This window comes from Solwaraspora sp. WMMA2056, assembly GCF_030345095.1.
Classification (GTDB): Bacteria; Actinomycetota; Actinomycetes; order Mycobacteriales; family Micromonosporaceae; genus Micromonospora_E.
The window spans coordinates 4034098-4050190 of the sequence record NZ_CP128360.1; the positions used below are offsets into that span (position 1 = coordinate 4034098).

At 72.0% G+C, this 16093-nt stretch carries 14 protein-coding genes; 6 read left to right on the plus strand and 8 right to left on the minus strand.

The features are described from left to right. Window positions 1–117: 117 nt before the first annotated feature. Window positions 118–2049, minus strand: a complete 1932-nt coding sequence (locus O7608_RS18410; RefSeq protein WP_289205760.1) for an amylo-alpha-1,6-glucosidase — start codon at window positions 2047–2049, stop codon at window positions 118–120. A 120-nt stretch (window positions 2050–2169) separates the two neighbouring features. On the opposite strand from O7608_RS18410, the gene O7608_RS18415 reads away from it, so the two are divergent. Next, window positions 2170–4845: an MGH1-like glycoside hydrolase domain-containing protein gene (locus O7608_RS18415; RefSeq protein ID WP_289205761.1), complete on the plus strand. Its 2676-nt coding sequence runs from the start codon at window positions 2170–2172 to the stop codon at window positions 4843–4845. 66 nt (window positions 4846–4911) lie between these two features. On the opposite strand, the gene O7608_RS18420 is transcribed toward O7608_RS18415, so the two are convergent. Continuing rightward, window positions 4912–6147 carry an FAD-dependent oxidoreductase gene (locus O7608_RS18420; protein ID WP_289205762.1) on the minus strand — a complete coding sequence of 412 codons (1236 nt, stop codon included), beginning with the start codon at window positions 6145–6147 and terminating at the stop codon, window positions 4912–4914. Between the two features lie 291 nt (window positions 6148–6438). Between O7608_RS18420 and O7608_RS18425 the strand changes: the two genes are divergently transcribed. Beyond that, a complete protein-coding gene (locus O7608_RS18425; protein WP_289205763.1) occupies window positions 6439–7440 on the plus strand; it encodes a DUF4394 domain-containing protein in 1002 nt (333 codons plus the stop codon). Between the two features lie 103 nt (window positions 7441–7543). On the opposite strand, the gene O7608_RS18430 is transcribed toward O7608_RS18425, so the two are convergent. The 3 genes from O7608_RS18430 to O7608_RS18440 all read right to left on the minus strand — a co-directional run bounded on the left by O7608_RS18430 (window position 7544) and on the right by O7608_RS18440 (window position 10838). Further along, a complete protein-coding gene (locus O7608_RS18430) occupies window positions 7544–8428 on the minus strand; it encodes a nickel/cobalt transporter (RefSeq protein WP_289205764.1) in 885 nt (294 codons plus the stop codon). Continuing rightward, entirely contained in the window at window positions 8425–9087 is a 663-nt protein-coding gene (locus O7608_RS18435; protein WP_289205765.1) for a hypothetical protein, read from the minus strand. Before O7608_RS18435 ends, O7608_RS18430 begins: the two co-directional genes overlap by 4 nt. 92 nt (window positions 9088–9179) lie before the next feature. Beyond that, window positions 9180–10838, minus strand: coding sequence for a purple acid phosphatase family protein (locus O7608_RS18440; protein WP_289205766.1), 1659 nt, complete (start codon window positions 10836–10838; stop codon window positions 9180–9182). 260 nt (window positions 10839–11098) lie between these two features. Here O7608_RS18440 and O7608_RS18445 point away from each other — a divergent pair, with 260 nt between their 5' ends. After that, entirely contained in the window at window positions 11099–11635 is a 537-nt protein-coding gene (locus tag O7608_RS18445) for a hypothetical protein (RefSeq protein ID WP_289205767.1), read from the plus strand. A gap of 36 nt (window positions 11636–11671) precedes the next feature. On the opposite strand, the gene O7608_RS18450 is transcribed toward O7608_RS18445, so the two are convergent. Further along, complete coding sequence (locus O7608_RS18450; RefSeq protein ID WP_289205768.1) at window positions 11672–12550, minus strand: CPBP family intramembrane glutamic endopeptidase; 879 nt, start codon at window positions 12548–12550, stop codon at window positions 11672–11674. A gap of 93 nt (window positions 12551–12643) precedes the next feature. Between O7608_RS18450 and O7608_RS18455 the strand changes: the two genes are divergently transcribed. Genes O7608_RS18455 through O7608_RS18465 form a run of 3 tightly spaced genes read left to right on the plus strand, consistent with a single transcriptional unit; the run spans window position 12644 to window position 15026 of the window. Then, window positions 12644–13204 (plus strand): thioredoxin family protein, encoded by a 561-nt coding sequence (locus O7608_RS18455; RefSeq protein WP_289205769.1) that lies wholly within the window; start codon window positions 12644–12646, stop codon window positions 13202–13204. Window positions 13205–13235: 31 nt separating this feature from the next. Continuing rightward, on the plus strand, window positions 13236–13991 hold the full coding sequence (locus tag O7608_RS18460; RefSeq protein ID WP_289205770.1) for an AMIN-like domain-containing (lipo)protein: 756 nt from the start codon (window positions 13236–13238) through the stop codon (window positions 13989–13991). A gap of 15 nt (window positions 13992–14006) precedes the next feature. Continuing rightward, on the plus strand, window positions 14007–15026 hold the full coding sequence (locus O7608_RS18465; protein ID WP_289205771.1) for an FAD-dependent oxidoreductase: 1020 nt from the start codon (window positions 14007–14009) through the stop codon (window positions 15024–15026). A 12-nt stretch (window positions 15027–15038) separates the two neighbouring features. On the opposite strand, the gene O7608_RS18470 is transcribed toward O7608_RS18465, so the two are convergent. Then, window positions 15039–15332: a hypothetical protein gene (locus O7608_RS18470; RefSeq protein ID WP_289205772.1), complete on the minus strand. Its 294-nt coding sequence runs from the start codon at window positions 15330–15332 to the stop codon at window positions 15039–15041. 56 nt (window positions 15333–15388) lie between these two features. Then, the gene (locus O7608_RS18475; protein ID WP_289205773.1) at window positions 15389–15811 is read right to left on the minus strand and encodes a hypothetical protein; all 423 of its coding nucleotides are present in this window, start codon (window positions 15809–15811) and stop codon (window positions 15389–15391) included. Window positions 15812–16093 lie beyond the last annotated feature (282 nt).

Consider the following 16093-nt stretch of genomic DNA (forward strand, 5'->3'; position numbering starts at 1 on the left):
CATGCGTGATCAAACACCATTAACGGGTGCTCACGCATCTTTGGGTTGCCGACAATCCTGCCGGCATCGGGATAACCAGGGAAGACATTCGCGTTGCGCTGATGTAACGACAGCGGATCAGTCGGGTCGCACCCGCAGGAGTTCGGCCACCGACCACGCCTGGAACGGGCAGCCCGTCGCGCCGTGCGGCGGATCCCCGTCAGCCGTTTCGCTGACCGAGCCCAGCCCGTACTCGCTCAGGTGCGCGGTCAACCCGGTGAACACGTCGGACACGTCCAACCCGGCCCGGCGGGCCGCCGACACGTACGGGCCGATCAGCCACGGCCAGACCGTCCCCTGGTGGTAGGCGCCGTCGCGGCGGGCCGGCCCACCCCGGTGCGCGCCCAGGTAGCCGGCCGAGTCCGGGGCCAGGCTGCGCAACCCCAGCGGCGTCAGCAGCGCCGCGCCGACCGCCCGCAGCGCCGCCGGATCCGGCTCCAACGGGGCGTACGGCAGCGACCAGGCGAGCAGCTGGTTGGGGCGCAACGCGTCGTCGTCGGCGTGCGAATCCCCGCCCAGCGGGTACTGCGCCGGAGTGTCCAGCACGTCGTAGAGCCACCCCGACGGGGCCGGATACCGGGACCGGAACGACTCGTACGCCTTCGGGTGGACGGTCGCCGCCGCCCCCGGGTCGCCCCCCACCAGCTGCGCCAGCTCCGCCACGACGGCCAGCCCGTTGACCCACAACGCGTTGACCTCGACCGGCTTGCCCTCCCGGGAGGTGATCGGCACCCCGTACACCCGGGCGTCCATCCAGGTCAACGCCTCACCGGCGGCACCGCCGGTGAGCAGCCCGTCGGAGTCGTCGACCCGGATGCCGTACCGGGTGCCGCGCAGGTGCGCCGCCACCACCTCGCGCAGCGCCGGCAGCAGCTCGGCGGCCAGATCCAGGTCACTGGTCGCGGCGACGTGCCGGTCCACCGCGTGCAGGAACCACAGCGTGCCGTCGACGGTGTTGTACTCCACGTGCCCGGTGTCGGCGGTGTTCGCCAGCATCCCCTCCGACAGCGTCGCCGCGTAGCCGCGCAGCAGCTCACGGCCCTCGTCGGCGCGCCCGGTGGCCAGGAACAGCCCTTCGTAGGAGGTCATCGTGTCCCGCGACCAGGTGCCGAACCACGGGTAGCCGGCGACCACGTCCGGCCCGGTCGACGTGCGTACGACGAACGCGTCGGCGGCCAACGCCAGCGTGGCGTCCACCGCGTCGGCCGGCTTCGCCGCCGCCACCACCGCCCGGTGGCGGACCCGGGCGGCCTCGACGATCACCGCCGCCGGCTCCGGCCGTCGGTCCAGGTGCTCGGCCCAGGCGGTCACCTCGGCGGTGTCACCGGGGGAGTGCAGCGTGGCGGTGAAGCTGCCAGCGTACCACAGGTCCTCCTCGGCCAGCAGTCCGCGCGCCGCCTCCTCGCGGTGATGGACCCCGTCCCACCAGTTGCCCGCCGGCACCCAGTCCGGGCCGTGCAGCCGGAACGCCCCCTCGACGACCACCCCACCGTCGACGTTGTCCATCTTCGGCGGGGGAGCGTCGCCGTGTCGCTCGCCGTGCGCGTCCCGCCACGTGGTCACCGCCGACAGGGTCAACGTCACCGGGCCGCCGCTGACCAGCCGGTGGGTCACCGCCACACACGGCGAGCCGTGCGTCATCGCGACCTCGCGCTCGATCACCACGTCGCCGACCCGCCACCGCCAGCGCGGCACCCCGTCGGCCAGGTCGAACCGCTCCAACAGGGTGTGACCGGGCGGGTCCACCACGCCGGAGGACCATTCGTGCACCCCGAGCCGGACCTGCGCGCCGGACGGCAACGTCACCGCCGGATCCAGGCTGACCAGCCCCACCCGCCGGGCCGCCGGAGTCGCCCCGGCCACCACCAGCAGACCGTGGTACCGCCGGGTCCGCAGCCCGTTGACCGTACCCATCGCGTAGCCGCCACGACCGTCGGTGACCAGCCACTCGCGGGCGGCCCCGGCGGTCAGATCGCCGCAGACCTGCGGTCCGAAGCTGATGTCGAGCAATTTTCCTCCAGGGCAGATCAACCGACGGACGGGGCTGTGGTGTCGGGCACCGACGCTGGTGCGCCGACAAGGTGACGGTCCGACAAGTGCCGGAAACACGTCCCAGGAAGAATGACCCTCATGGTCAACTCCAGGCGGACGTATCGTGATCCGGAGCGCACCCGATTGGCGGAAGCCGACGCGGGCGAGCAGCCGTGGCGGGCGTGGGGACCCTACGTGTCAGAACGGGCATGGGGCACGGTGCGGGAGGACTACAGCGAGCACGGTACGGCGTGGGACTACTTCCCGCATGATCATGCACGATCGCGGGCGTACCGCTGGAACGAGGATGGCATGGCCGGCGTCTGCGACGACCGGCAGACCTTCTGCTTTGGGCTGGCCCTGTGGAACGGGCAGGACCCGATCCTCAAGGAACGCATGTTCGGCCTCGGCGGCGACGGCGGCAACCACGGGGAGGACGCCAAGGACTACTGGTGGTACGAGGACTCCACCCCGACCCACTCCTGGATGCGCTGGCGCTACCACTACCCGCAGGCCGCCTTCCCCTACGATGACCTCGTCGCGGTCAACGGTATGCGCGGCCGCGACGAGACCGAGTATGAACTGGTCGACACCGGCGTGTTCGACGACGACCGGTACTGGGCGGTAACCGTCGACTACGCCAAGGCCGGACCGACCGACCTGTGCATCGAGATCACCGTCGCCAACCGGGGCGACACCGACGCCCGCCTGCACGTACTGCCCAGCCTGTGGTTCCGCAACACCTGGGCGTGGGGGCTGCCCGGCCGCGACCAGATCCCGGTGCTCACCGGCGAACGCGACCGGCTCGTCGGCCACCACTGGGTGCTCGGGCAGCTGGTGCTGCAGGGTGACGGCAACCCGACACCGCTGCTGTGCGACAACGACAGCAACGCCGAGCGGCTCTGGGGGCTGCCGTCGCGCACCCCGTACCCGAAGGACGGCATCAACGACCACGTCGTCGACGGCGCCGACACCGTCAACCCCGACCGGACCGGCACCAAGGGGGCGCTGTACTACGTCCTCGACGTACCCGCCGGCGGCGAGGACCGGATCCGGCTGCGGCTGACCCTGACCGCGCCCCCACCGGGCAACACCCCGCCGCCCCGGCTCAACCTCGGCGCCGGCCACGCCGCGACGCTGGCCGCCCGACAGGCCGAGGCCGACCGCTACTACGACACCGTGATCCCGGCCGCCGCCACCGACGACGAACGCCTCGTCGCCCGCCGGGCCCTGGCCGGCGTGCTCTGGGGCAAGCAGTTCTATCACTTCGACGTCGCCCAGTGGCTCGCCGGCGACCCGGCCAGCCCGCCGCCACCGGAAGGCCGCACCCACGGGCGCAACGCCGCCTGGTGGCACATGAACAGCTTCGACGTCATCTCCATGCCGGACCCGTGGGAATACCCCTGGTACGCCGCCTGGGACCTGGCGTTCCACTGCTCCACCCTGGCCCGGGTCGACCCCCAGTTCGCCAAGGACCAGCTGCTGTTGCTGCTGCGCGAGTGGTACATGCACCCCAACGGGCAGATCCCCGCGTACGAGTGGGCGTTCGCCGACGTCAACCCGCCGGTGCACGCCTGGGCCGCGCTGCGGGTGTTCGAGATCGACGGCCGGCGCGACTTCGAGTTCCTCGCCCGGATCATGCACAAGCTGCTGCTCAACTTCACCTGGTGGGTCAACCGCAAGGACATCAACGGCAACAACGTCTTCGAAGGCGGCTTCCTCGGGCTGGACAACGTCGGACCGTTCGACCGGTCGGCGGCGCTGCCGGTCGCCGGTGTCCTGGAACAGTCCGACGGCACCGGCTGGATGGCGACGTACGCGCTGAACATGCTCGACATGGCCCTCACCCTGGCCGTGCACGACCACACCTACACCGACATCGCCACCAAGTTCCTCGAACACTTCGCCTACATCGCGGCCGCCGCCTACGACCAGGGGCTGTGGGACGAGGAGGATTCGTTCTTCTACGACCAGCTGCGGCTGCCCGACGGTGACACCCTGCCGCTGAAGGTCCGTTCGGTCGTCGGCCTGCTGCCGCTGGCCGCCACCACCACCCTGCATTCGGGCACCATCGCCCGGCTCCCCGAGCTGGGCGCCCGGCTGCGCTGGTTCCTGACCAACAAGCCGGAGTACGCCGACGTGATCGGTGCCCGCCGGCTGGCCGGCGACGGCCGGCAGCACCGGCTGCTGTCGATGGTCGGCCCGGACCAGATCGTACGGATCCTCGCCCCGATGCTCGACGAGGAGGAGTTCCTCTCCCCGTACGGGCTGCGCACCCTGTCGCGGCGGCACCTCGACGAGCCGTTCACCGTCTCCCTCGGCGGGCAGGACTTCACCGTCGGCTACGAGCCGGCCGAGTCGGCCAGCGGCCTGTTCGGTGGCAACTCCAACTGGCGTGGCCCGATCTGGATGCCGACCAACTACCTGCTCGTCTGCGCACTGCGCGACTTCGCCACGTTCTTCGGCGACGACCTGCTGATCGAGTACCCGACCCGGTCGGGCACCAAGCGCACCCTCAACGCCATCGCCGACGACCTGTCGCACCGGCTGATCTCGCTGTTCCTGCGCGACGGGTACGGCCGGCGGCCGATCTACGGGGCGGCGGAGAAGTTCCAGCAGCACCCCGACTGGCGGGACCTGATCGCCTTCCCGGAGTACTTCCACGGCGACAACGGTGCCGGACTGGGCGCCTGGCACCAGACCGGCTGGACGGCGCTGGTCGCCGACCTGATCCTCACCGTGCGCGCCGACCGCCCCGACGGCCCGCCCGACTGAGCCGACCGTCGGTCGGCGTCGGGCGATCCGGTGCCGGCCGACGCGGCCGTGGGCGTGGGCGACGGGTCAGGCGGATGTGGCCGGGCGGCGGGCGAAGGCCGGCGCGTGCTCGGGGCGCGGCCCGATGCCGATCAGGTAGGCCGGCAGCAGGGTCACCTGTGGCAGCCGGCGGGCCAGCGTGAGCACCGGTGCCGGTGGACCGGCCCGCCGACCGGCCAGGATCGGTTCCACCAGGTTGCGGTGCATCGCCCGCTGCACCGACTGGACAGCTGCCGTCGGCAGGGCCCGGCGGGCCCGGACCCGGTCCAGCTCGGCCGGGCTGACCCGACCCCGGCGCAGCGGCCCGGCCAGTCGGGTCGCCGCGGCGACCGCGTCGGCGACGGCCAGGTTGATCCCGACCCCACCGACCGGGCTCATCGCGTGTGCCGCGTCACCGATGCAGAGCAACCCGTCGAGGTGCCAGCGGCGCAGCCGGTTCACCCGTACGTCGAGGTGCTTGACGTCGTCCATGCCGGTCAGGGCGTCGACCCGGTGGGCGAGCCAGGGTGCGATCGCCGCCACGTCGCGCCGGAACGCCTCGACACCCCTGGCCCGCAGCTGCGCATCGACGCCCTTGCGGCCGACGTAGGCGATCTGCAGATGGCTGGTGCGGGGGATCACCACCAGGAACGCGCCCCGGCCGGCGGCCGGCAGCAGACCCGGCAGTTGCTCGCCGTCGTACCGGGGCAGCCGGAACCACCAGGCGTCGATCGGCACCGGAAACTCCCGTGGCCGCATCCCCGCCGCCCGTCGGACCGTCGACCACCGCCCGTCGCAGGCCACCGTCAACGCCGCGTGGATCTCGTCGGTACCGCCGTCGGCGGTCCGCACCCGCACCCCGGTGATCCGGTCGCCGTCACGCAGCACCCCGGTGACCTCGGTGCGCATCCGGATCGTGAACGTCGGCTCCTCGGTGGCGGCCTCGGTGAGCAGGTTGAGCAGGTCCCACTGCGGCACCATCGCGATGTACGGGTGCGGGGTCCGTAGGCGACGCAGGTCGCCGACGACGATCCGTCCACCGTCGCCGGTCGGGAAGGCGATCTGCTCGATCCGGCTCTGCGGCAGGGCTGCGAAGCGGGCGCCCAGGCCGAGCTCGTCGAGCAGCCGCATCGTGGCCGGGTGCACGGTGTCGCCCCGGAAGTCGCGGAGGAAGTCGGCGTGCTTCTCGCAGACGACGACCCGCACCCCGGCCCGGGCCAGCAGCAGCCCGAGCATCACCCCGGCGGGACCGCCCCCGGCGATGACACAGTCGGTGTCGTCCATGGACAGCCCTTCCGTCGATGCCGTCGACCGGGGCACTGGACCCGACGACCTGTCCATCGCATGTTTCCGCGTGCGGTCGGCGCGACGCAAGGGCGCGAAGTTGCGGCTGCGGGTAAGCGGGACCACTGGTGCCGGTAGCAGCTCAGGGTGCGCAGTGCGACCAGTGCTTCCCGATTCCTCCAATGGGCGAACTGGTGTTGTTCCAGTTACCTGGTGTTCTGCGAGATGTTCCCATCTTCCCAGGTCCGGGAGCCGGGCCGCCGTCACCACATCGGGAAGAAGAGGTATGACATGGCAAACAAGTTGCTCAACCGTGGCTTGGTGCTCGCGGGCCTCGCGGGCCTGGTCGGCGTGGCCGTGACCGTCACCACCACGCTCACGGCGGCGCCGGCCTTCTCCGACAGCGGAGCTGAGCCGCAGGTCGAGTCGGCGACCGGGCCTGACCGGTCCGGCTGCGCGGTGCAGCGAGGCGGCGCGGGCGGGGGTGCGAAGGACAGCGGTGGCAGGGACCACCACGGCAAGGACCACCACGGCAAGGGCGGGCTCATCTCGGTCGGGCTCACCGTCCACCAGAAACTGGTCATCTTCCATGTCGACGCCCCAGGAAAGGCACACGACATCGGCACGGTCGGCGGCGATCTTGAGGGTGACGACTACCTGCTCGGTATCGATTACCGGGTGCAGAACGGCGAACTGTACGGGGTCGGCAACGTCGGCGGCATCTACCTGCTGGACCTGTGCGCCGTCACCGCGGAGAAGGTGAGTCAGCTCAGCGTCGCACTGGAGGGCAAGTACTTCGGTGTCGACTTCAACCCGGCCGCGGACCGGCTGCGGGTCATCAGCGACGCGGGCCAGAACCTGCGCCACGACGTCAACCCGGGCGGCTCCACGGTTGTCGACGGCACTCTGACCTACCCGCCGGCGCCGGAGACCGCGACCGGACTGTCCGGTGCCGCGTACACCAACAACGATCTCGACCCGGCGACGGCCACGACCCTGTTCGACCTCGACACCAACCTCGACCAGATCGCGCTCCAGTCTCCGGCCAACTCGGGCCAGCTCGCCGCCACCGGCGCGCTCGGCGTCGAACCTCACCCGAACGCCGGCTTCGACATCTACAGCACGGTGCGGGACGGCCGTACGGTCGCCGTGCAGGGCTTCGCCGCCATGGACGCCAACGGTCACAGCAGCCTTTACAAGATCAACATTCTGACCGGTGCGGCCGAGAAAGCCGGCGACTTCCCGAAGAAGTACCACGTCACCGACCTGGCCCTGCCACTGAACCAGCTCTGACCTGCCAACTGACCCAGGTGCAGCCGCCCGGGTAGTCGCCAGCCGTGGCGGCCACCCGGGCACCCTGCTGCCTGGTGGCCGCAGCGGCGCGGCGGGATGCTGGTCAGCCCGCCAGCGTCCGGGCGGCGATCACCAGGTAGATCGCGCCGCCACCGGCCACGGCGAGGCCGGCGATCAACGGCATCCGGGCTACCAACGCCCGGACCGGAGCCCAACCACCGCCGCGTCCCGACAGTGTGGACCAGCCCCGGATGGTGAGCGCGCCGACCGCGGTCAGCGTGGCGGCCATCCCGACGCCGAAGGCGCCGACGAGCACGATCGCGTCGAACGCCCGCCCGGTGAGCAGGCCGCTGACCAGCACCAGGAACGCCGAGGGTGACGGGAGCAACCCGCCGGAGAGGCCGATGGCGACCAGCCCGCGTCGTGACCACGGATCGGTCAGGGCCACCTCGTCGTGGTGATGGTGGTGGTGCGCCACCGGCCGGGCCCGTACCGCCACCGACCCGGCGCCGTCGTGCCGGGTCTCCAGCGGATGATCGTGGTGACGGTGCGCGCCCCCGTGGTCGTGGTGGTGGTCGCCGTGGTCGTGGTCGCCATGCTGATGGTCGTGGTCGTGGTCGTGGCCGCGCAGCTGCCGGTACGCCAGGTGCAGGCCCACCCCGATCACCACCAGCCCGGCCAGCACCTGCATCCAGGCGGTGATCCGTTCGGTGCCCACGCTCGCGACGCCGCTCAGCCCGACCCAGCCGATCGCCAGAACCAGCACCGACACGGTGTGCATCAGCGCCACGATCACCCCCAGCCGCAGCGCGTCGCGGTACCGTCCCCGGGTGCCGACCAGGTACGCGGCGGTGATGCTCTTGCCGTGACCGGGCGCGACGGCGTGCGCGGCGCCGACGCCGAGGGCGACCAGCAGCGCCAGCCAGAAGACGGCACCGCTGTCGAACATCTCGATCAGCCGCGCCTCGAAACCACTGATCCCGGTCACCGGGTCCTCCTTCCGCGTAGCGTCCGCCACGCGATCAACACGGCCGTACCGCCGGCGGCGGCCAGGCCGGCGGCCACGGCCCACACCGTCGCCAGCGGGCCGGTGGTGCCACCGTCGGTCAGCGACACCCGGTGGGTGGTCCGCGTCGCGGTGAACAACGCCTGCGCCGGGACCATCGCGGTGTCGGCGGTGAGCACCGTCCGGTACGCGGTGTGCAGGTCGGTCAACGCGTCGAGGCGCACCTCTACGTCGGTCACCGGCAGCGGGCAGTCGAACCGCAGCCGGGCACCGTGGCGCAGCAGGTCCGCCAGCGGCAGGACGGTCGGCGCGCAGGGCTCACCGGCCTGCCGTACCGCGATCCGTTCGGTCAGGTAGTCCCGGACCTGCGCGGAACGGGCGAGCTTCTGTTCGCCGGTCAGCGTGGTGTCCACCGGACCCGTGGTCGGATCCTCGAACGCCCCCAGCGACTGACCCAACGCCACCCAGTCGTCCTCGGCGGCCTGCCAGGTGATCTCCACCTCGGTGCCGTCGACGTCGATGCGGGCGGTGGCCGGCGGGCCGAACGGGTGGGCGGCGGCCGGCGTCGTGGTGGCGGCCTGCGGCACCGGGACGAGCAGTGCGCTCGCCGCGACGGCCAGCAGGGTACGGCGGAGTTTCACGATCGACTCCCTGTCCCAGGTACGGTCCCGCCGGACGTTCGGCCGAGGCGGCCGGCCGGCGGCACCGTACCCGGGCGGTTGGCGGGTGGTGCCTACTTGGTGACGGTGATCAGCGGGCTGGTGATCTGCTGGTTCTCGCTGACCAGGTTGATGTGGTGGGTGCTGCCGTTCTTCGCCGTCGACGGGATCGCGAACCGCTGCTCGACGCGGCCGAGTTCGTCGGCGACCAGGTTCATCACGAAGACGCCGTTACGGCCGTCGGCGGCCTTGGTGTTGCGCAGGTAGACGGCGATCTTCTCGTCCGGGTCGTACCCGGCGGCCGAGATGGTGACCAGGCCCTCCATCGGCAGCGTGGTGCGGTCGACGCGGACCTGCTCGCCGGTGGTGTTCTCCGGCGTGCGGATCTCGTTGACGGTGCGCTCCCCGGCGGCGTTCTTGCGGATCAGGAACCCGTCGTGGTGCTCGCCGTTGGCGTACCGGGCCTCGAAGCGGATGCTGTCCGCCTCGACGTCGATCATCTGGTACAGCTGGGTGTTCTGCGAGCTGCTGACCACCTCGGCACCGTTGCCGGTCCAGTTGGTCCCGCCGTTGAGGGTGTACATCTTGCCGCCGGAGACGGACACGACGTAGACCACGCCGTTGTGCACGGCGGCGGACTCGCGCGCGGTGGCCACGTTGCCCCGGCCGTACGAGTGGTCGTGGCCCTGCAGCACCAGGTCCACGCCGTAGCGTTCCAGCAGCGGGCTCCACTGGGCGCGGACGTTGGGGTTGTTGCGGCTACCGGTGGTCGAGTAGACCGGGTGGTGGAAGGTGACGACCGTCCACTTGTGCGGGTTGCTGGACAGCACCTGCTCCAGCCACGCGGTCTGCGCGGCCATCAACGTGGCGTTGCTCTGGTGGTTGGTGTCCAGACCGATGAACCGCACACCCTGGTAGTCCAGGTAGTACGCGGTCTGCTTGAGCTCCTCGTTGCCCGGGCCGTTGTCCGGGTACGGGAACTGCGGCCGCCAGAACGTCGACAGGCCACCGCTGTACTCGTGGTTGCCGGGGATGGAGATGCTGGCGACCTGCTGGTTGATGAAGCCGTCGGCCTTGTGCCACTGGCCCCACTGCTCTTCGCTGTTGGCGTTGTCGATCAGGTCGCCGGCGTTGACGACCAACTTGGCCTCGGGACGGTCGGCGAACGCCTGGCGGAACACCCGCGGCACCGCGCTGTCGAGGTTGTTCTGCGCGTCGCCGTAGTAGATGAACGAGAACGGGTCGAAACCGTCGGCAGCGGTGGTGAAGTCGATCCACTCGCTCCAGTTGGTGCCGTCGCCGACCCGGTAGGTGTAGCGGGTGTCCGGCTTCAGCCCGGTGAACTCCACCTCGTGGTAGGTCGAGGCGTAGCCCAGGGTGGTGTTGACGGCGCTGGTGTTGCGCGCCATCACCCGGGTGACGGTGGCGTCGGCGGCCGGTACGCCGCCGACCAGGGCACGTGGGGCCTCGAGGATCTCGGCCTGCGCCCAGTCGGCGGGCGCGTCGGCCCGCCAGGTCACCTTCTGCGAGGTGGCCGGGGTGGTGGTGGGGATGAGCATGATCCGGTCCGGGACCGGGGTCGGCTTGTGGATCTCGGCGGCCGGGTAGCGGGCGGGCGGTGCGTCACCGATCGCCGGGCTGACCGCGAAGCCGCCGATCAGCGTGGCGGCCGCACCGGCAGCAACCAGCTGCGCGGTCCGGGACCGGCTGGTCAGGGCTCGTCTGACGGACACGAGTGAGGTCCCCCTCAGGATCTCGGCTGACCCGCCACCGGATGTGTGGCGGGACCACCGCATTGATTCGTGGCCCGGCGACCGGCGACCGACACGGCGGTGACCTGGGGATGAACTCATGATCGACTAGCTGGGGAGGTAACCGACGGGTCGCCCCGCAGCCACCCGCCCGACGGCCGCCGTTGGGCCACTGTCCGGTTCCCGCTGCCTACGATCTGTGCTGCCCGACCCGTCGAGCGAATCGCAGGTGACCAGCGAAGATGACGGCCCGCGCAACCCGCCGTACCGCATCGGCGACCAACCCTGGACGGTGGCCGCAGCCGACCCGCACGGCCGCCGTGGCCGTCGTCGCGATCGCCGCGTCGCTGAGCCTGACCACCGCGCAGCCCCACTCGGGCGCCCAGGTCAAGGACGACCGGTTCCTCACCGCACAGACACCCGGGGTGCTGCATATCGACGCCGGCGAGTGTTTCAGCGATCCGTTCTGGTATCCCCGGGCCGGTGAGGTCGTCGTCATATACACGCCGTGTGACCAGCCGCCGGTGGACAACCAGGTGTACGGGTTCGTCGACGCGCCGGACGGACCGTGGGACGCCGACCGTCTCGCCGAGTTCGGTGACCGCCGCTGCGCCGAGGGCTTCGCCCACTACTGGCCCGACGACACCCGGCCCGACCTGGACCACTACCCGGTGCTGCCGACCGCGCAGACCTGGGCCGACGGCGACCGCACGGTGATGTGCGTGGTCTACGACCGCTCCGGCCCGATGGCCGGCTCCGCACTACCCCGGGCCCGGTGATCCTGGGCGCCGCGCCGCCGACGGTGCCGCTGGGCGTCAGCCGACGAGGACCGGGAGCAGGGTGAGCGAGTTGACCGCGCCGTGCACCGCGACGATCGCCCAGATGTTGCGGTACCGCGACCACAGGTAGCCGAGGAACAGGCCGAGTCCGCCGTTGAACATCAGCACCACGGCGACGGTGTCGCCCGCCGGCCCGTCCCCGAGCCGGTGGGTGTGCATCGCCGCGTACAGCAGCGCGGTCGCGGTGATCGCCGGCCAGTGGCCGTACAGCGCCTCCCACCGGGTCTGCAGCAGCAGCCGGTAGAAGACCTCCTCCAGCACGCTCGCGGTGAGGAAGGTCAGCACCATCGCCGTGACCAGCACCGCCGGGTCGTACGCGCGGTAGCCGGACAGGTCGGCCGGGCCGGCCAGCGGGCTGTAGTAGGCCAGCCACGCCCAGGCGGCGACCGCCGGCACCGGGCCCGGCCAGTACCAGCGCGCCGGTAGGGCCCGCCGGTGCTCCCGACCGCCCGGCGGCGGCGCCGGCCAGGCCCGCACCACCCACCACGCGCCGCCGAGCAGCAGCGCGACCTTCACCGGCCCGTACCAGACACTGCCGGGGCCGAGCAGCAGTGCCGCCACGGCGAACGCCACCGCGATCGCGGCCAGGCCGAGCGCCTGCCGGGCGATGGCCGCCCTCGCGTCGGCGGGTGCCGGCCGCATCGTCGGCAGCCGCGGCGGCACCAGCCTGGTCAGCGCGATCCCGACGGCCAGCGGCAGCAGCACCGCGAGGACCGGCACCGGTGAGGCCTCGGCGTCCGCCGAGGTCGTCACCTCGGTACGGCCGGTCGCCAGCAGCCACAGTGGTGCGCCGCCGATCACCGCCAGACCCAGCCCGGTCACCAGGTGGCGCGGGGTCACGGCGCGCAGCGTCATGGGCCCGAGGGTAGCCAGCGGGCGCACCCCGCCGTCTGCGGCAGGGTCCCGTCGTCCCGGCTGCGGCCGGCCCGCACGGGTAGGGTGACCGGCATGGCTGTCACCTCCGAAATGGTGCCGCTGGGCACCCCGGCCCCCGATTTCGCGCTCACCGACCTCGCCGGCCAGGTGGTCCGGCGCGACGACTTCGCCGAGGCGCCGGCCCTGCTCGTCGCGTTCGTCTGCAACCACTGCCCCTACGTGCAGCACATCGAGGCGGTGCTGGGCACGGTGCTCGCCGACTTCCCGTCGTTGGCCGTGGTCGGCATCTGCACCAACGACGCCGACGCCTATCCCGACGACGCCCCGGCGAAGCTCGCCGAGCAGGCCGGGCGGGCCGGTTGGCGGTTCCCGTACCTGGTGGACGCCACCCAGCAGGTCGGCCGCGCCTACCGGGCGGTGTGCACTCCGGACTTCTTCCTGTACGGCGCCGACCGGACCCTGGCCTACCGCGGTGCGTTCGACGATTCGACGCCGGGCAACGGCAAGCCGGTGACCGGTGCCGCGCTGCGGGCCGCGATCGAGGCGGTGCTCGCCGGCGCGGCGGTGCCCGAGCCGCACCAACCCAGCATGGGCTGCTCGATCAAGTGGCGGGCGGAGGCCGGGCACCGGTAAACCCCGGCCGCTCCCCGCGCGTCAACCGGCCATGAGCCGTCTGCGCGCACCGATGATTGTCTGTCTCGTCGCCGCCCTGTTGGCCCTCGCCGGCTGTGGTGGAGCCACCGGGCAGGAGGCCGCCGACCGGACCGGACCACCGCCGAGCTGGTCCTGGCAGGACAGTGGACCACCACGGGACGGCTCCCGGCCGCCGGACCGACCCGCCGGACCGGAGGTGGAGTTGACCAGTGCCGGTCCGGACAGTCCGAGTGCGACGACCACCGACGTCTATCGCACCCGGTACGGCTGGGCGGTGCCGACCGCGCCGGTCGTCGTCGGTCACGAGGTGCGGCCACCGGTGGCCCGGTGGCCGCAGCCGCCGTTGCCGTACCTGGTCGAGATCGACGCGGCGGCGCACCCGGCGGTCGACCCGGCCTTCAGCCGGGTGACCTTCGCCTTCCGGTCCGGCTTCCCGTCGTACGAGGTCGGATACGTGCCGACGGTCGTCCTCGACGGCAGCGGTGACCCGCTCGACCTGCCGGGCAACTGCTACCTGCAGGTCCGGTTCGTCACCGCCCAGGCCCACGACGAGCAGGGGCGGGTGTCGGTACGCCGGTCGCCCCGGCCGGAACTGGGGCTCGGTAGCCTACGGGGGTACGGATTCGCCGGTGACTTCGAGGGCCGGGTCACCTACGGTCTGGGTGTCCAGGTGGCTGGCGACTCCGACCACCCGCCGGCGGTACGGATCGCCGAACGCACCCGCGACGGTCTGTACGTCGTCGCGGTGGACGTCGCCCATGGCTGATCGGAAGGTGGGCAGGTGGCCGACGTGGTGGTGGTCGGTGCGGGGATCATCGGGCTGACCTGCGCGCTGCGGTTGCAGCAGCGCGGCCTGCGGGTCACCGTGGTGTACGCCGAACCGCCCGCCCGGACGGTCTCCGCGCTGGCCGCCGCCGTCTGGTACCCGACCCGCACCGACGCCGCACCGGCCGTGCTCGACCAGGCCGGCCGCACCTTCGAGGTGTTCGCCGGACAGGCCGGCGAGCGGGTGCCCGGTGTGACGATGCGACCCACCCGGATGCTGCTGCGGGCCGGGGTCGACGGACCGCCGTGGTGGTCGCCGGCCGTGCCGGACCTGCGGTACTGCGCCGTGGTGGCGGCGTCCGACCCGGCACCGGCGGCGCCTGACCCGGTGGCGCCGGCGCCACCGACCGGTGCTGGCCCGGTGGTCGCCGAGTGGCGCTGCACCGTGCCGGCGGTGGAGATGCGCCCGTACCTCGACTGGCTCGTCGATCGGCTCGTCGCCGGTGGGGCCGTGCTGCGGCAGCGTCGACTGGCGACGCTGGCGCAGGCGGCGCAGTTCGCGCCGGTCGTGGTGAACGCGTCCGGGCTGGCCGCCGGGGTCCTCACCGACGACCCGGCGGTGCACCCGGTACGGGGGCAGGTCGTGGTGGTCGCGAATCCGGGCGTCACCACGTCGGTACGCGACGAGGCGCACCCGGACGGGCCGACGTACGTCCACCCCCGCGCCCACGACGTGGTCCTCGGCGGCACTTTCGAGCCCGACGCGGACGCCGCGCCGCCCGATCCGGCGACCAGCCGGGCGATCCGCCAGCGGTGTGTCGCGTTGGTCCCGCAGCTGTCCGGTGCCCCGGTGCACGGCGAGTACGTCGGGCTGCGTCCGGCCCGCCGCGGTGGTGCCCGCGTCGGCGTCGATCCCGACCCGCCGCCCGGCGTCACCCGGCTGGTGCACTGCTACGGCCACGGCGGAGCCGGGATGACGTTGAGCTGGGGCTGCGCCGATCAGGTCGCCGCGCATGTCACCGGTCAGGTCGGCTGACCCCACCTGCGGTCAGGCCGGCTGGCCCTGCACGATCGCGGCGGCGAGCCGGCAGAACTGCGCCATGTCCGGTTGGAAGCTGACGGCGATGTCCGGATGCAGCGCGGCACGGGTCTCCTCGAGAAGCCACTGGCACACCTGCTGCTCCGGCTCACCGGCGTACCGCTCCCGGACCCGTTCGGAGGCCAGCTGGACCGCCGAGGTCAACTGCTTCTCCAACGGATCGTGCAGGTGCCGGGTAGGCGCCGGCAGACTGGCGGGGTCCAGCTTCACCTGCGGCTGGGGTACGACCCGAGACTCGGACATGGCGCTCCCTTCCGGCGTTGCGGTACCCGCGACACACCGGCCGGCAAACCTGCCTGCTAGTCGAGCGCGGCCACCTTGACCTGGTACGACGGCTCGTCGGCCGGCTCCTCCCGGTAGTTGATCTGCTGGATCTGCCGGTCGTCGACAAACAACGCCACGTCGACGAGGACCCCGAGGTGGGCGACCGAGCCGGGCGGCACCCGATGCTTGTCCTGCAGCACGTCGCCGATGCCGCAGAGGAAGTTCGTCGCCTCACCGAGGTGCTGCTCGGGCGGTCGCCGTACCACGACTCCCAGTGCGACCGGCGCGGTCAGCGGGGTCCAGCCGGTGCGCTGGGCGGCGTCGCATGCGGCGGTGAGCAGTGTCCGTACCCGGGTGGCCTGCCGGCTGCCGGCGGTGAAGATCGACAGGGCGGGGCTGCGCAGCGGTGGCAGGCCGGGGACCTCGAACGTCAACACGGGCGCCGCGGGGTCGCGCATGGCGTACCTCCTTGATGGACAGACGGTGCGGTCCGCGTCGGTCCGGCGGACAGCCGCCGGGCCGGCGTGTGTCGACGTCGCCGGCGACCAGGCTGTAACGAAAACTACCCACTTCGTTAACGCCTCGCCCAGGGTCCGTTCGTTCACAATCCCGGATCCAGAGTGGTGAGCAGTGGCGGCGGACGTTCGACGGCGGGAGCGCACCGTCGCCGGGCGACCGGCCTCAGCCGTCCACTGTCAGCGGTTGCCGTAGCCGAGCAGGCCGTCGACCAGCCCGGCCAC

What these genes read in the sequence shown, in the direction of transcription:
- O7608_RS18415 (WP_289205761.1), top strand. Translation starts at nt 2,170, where the DNA reads ATGGTCAACTCCAGGCGGACGTATCGTGATCCGGAGCGCACCCGATTG.
- O7608_RS18420 (WP_289205762.1), bottom strand. Translation starts at nt 6,147, where the DNA reads ATGGACGACACCGACTGTGTCATCGCCGGGGGCGGTCCCGCCGGGGTG.
- O7608_RS18425 (WP_289205763.1), top strand. Translation starts at nt 6,439, where the DNA reads ATGGCAAACAAGTTGCTCAACCGTGGCTTGGTGCTCGCGGGCCTCGCG.
- O7608_RS18445 (WP_289205767.1), top strand. Translation starts at nt 11,099, where the DNA reads ATGACGGCCCGCGCAACCCGCCGTACCGCATCGGCGACCAACCCTGGA.
- O7608_RS18450 (WP_289205768.1), bottom strand. Translation starts at nt 12,550, where the DNA reads ATGACGCTGCGCGCCGTGACCCCGCGCCACCTGGTGACCGGGCTGGGT.
- O7608_RS18455 (WP_289205769.1), top strand. Translation starts at nt 12,644, where the DNA reads ATGGCTGTCACCTCCGAAATGGTGCCGCTGGGCACCCCGGCCCCCGAT.
- O7608_RS18460 (WP_289205770.1), top strand. Translation starts at nt 13,236, where the DNA reads ATGAGCCGTCTGCGCGCACCGATGATTGTCTGTCTCGTCGCCGCCCTG.
- O7608_RS18470 (WP_289205772.1), bottom strand. Translation starts at nt 15,332, where the DNA reads ATGTCCGAGTCTCGGGTCGTACCCCAGCCGCAGGTGAAGCTGGACCCC.
- O7608_RS18475 (WP_289205773.1), bottom strand. Translation starts at nt 15,811, where the DNA reads ATGCGCGACCCCGCGGCGCCCGTGTTGACGTTCGAGGTCCCCGGCCTG.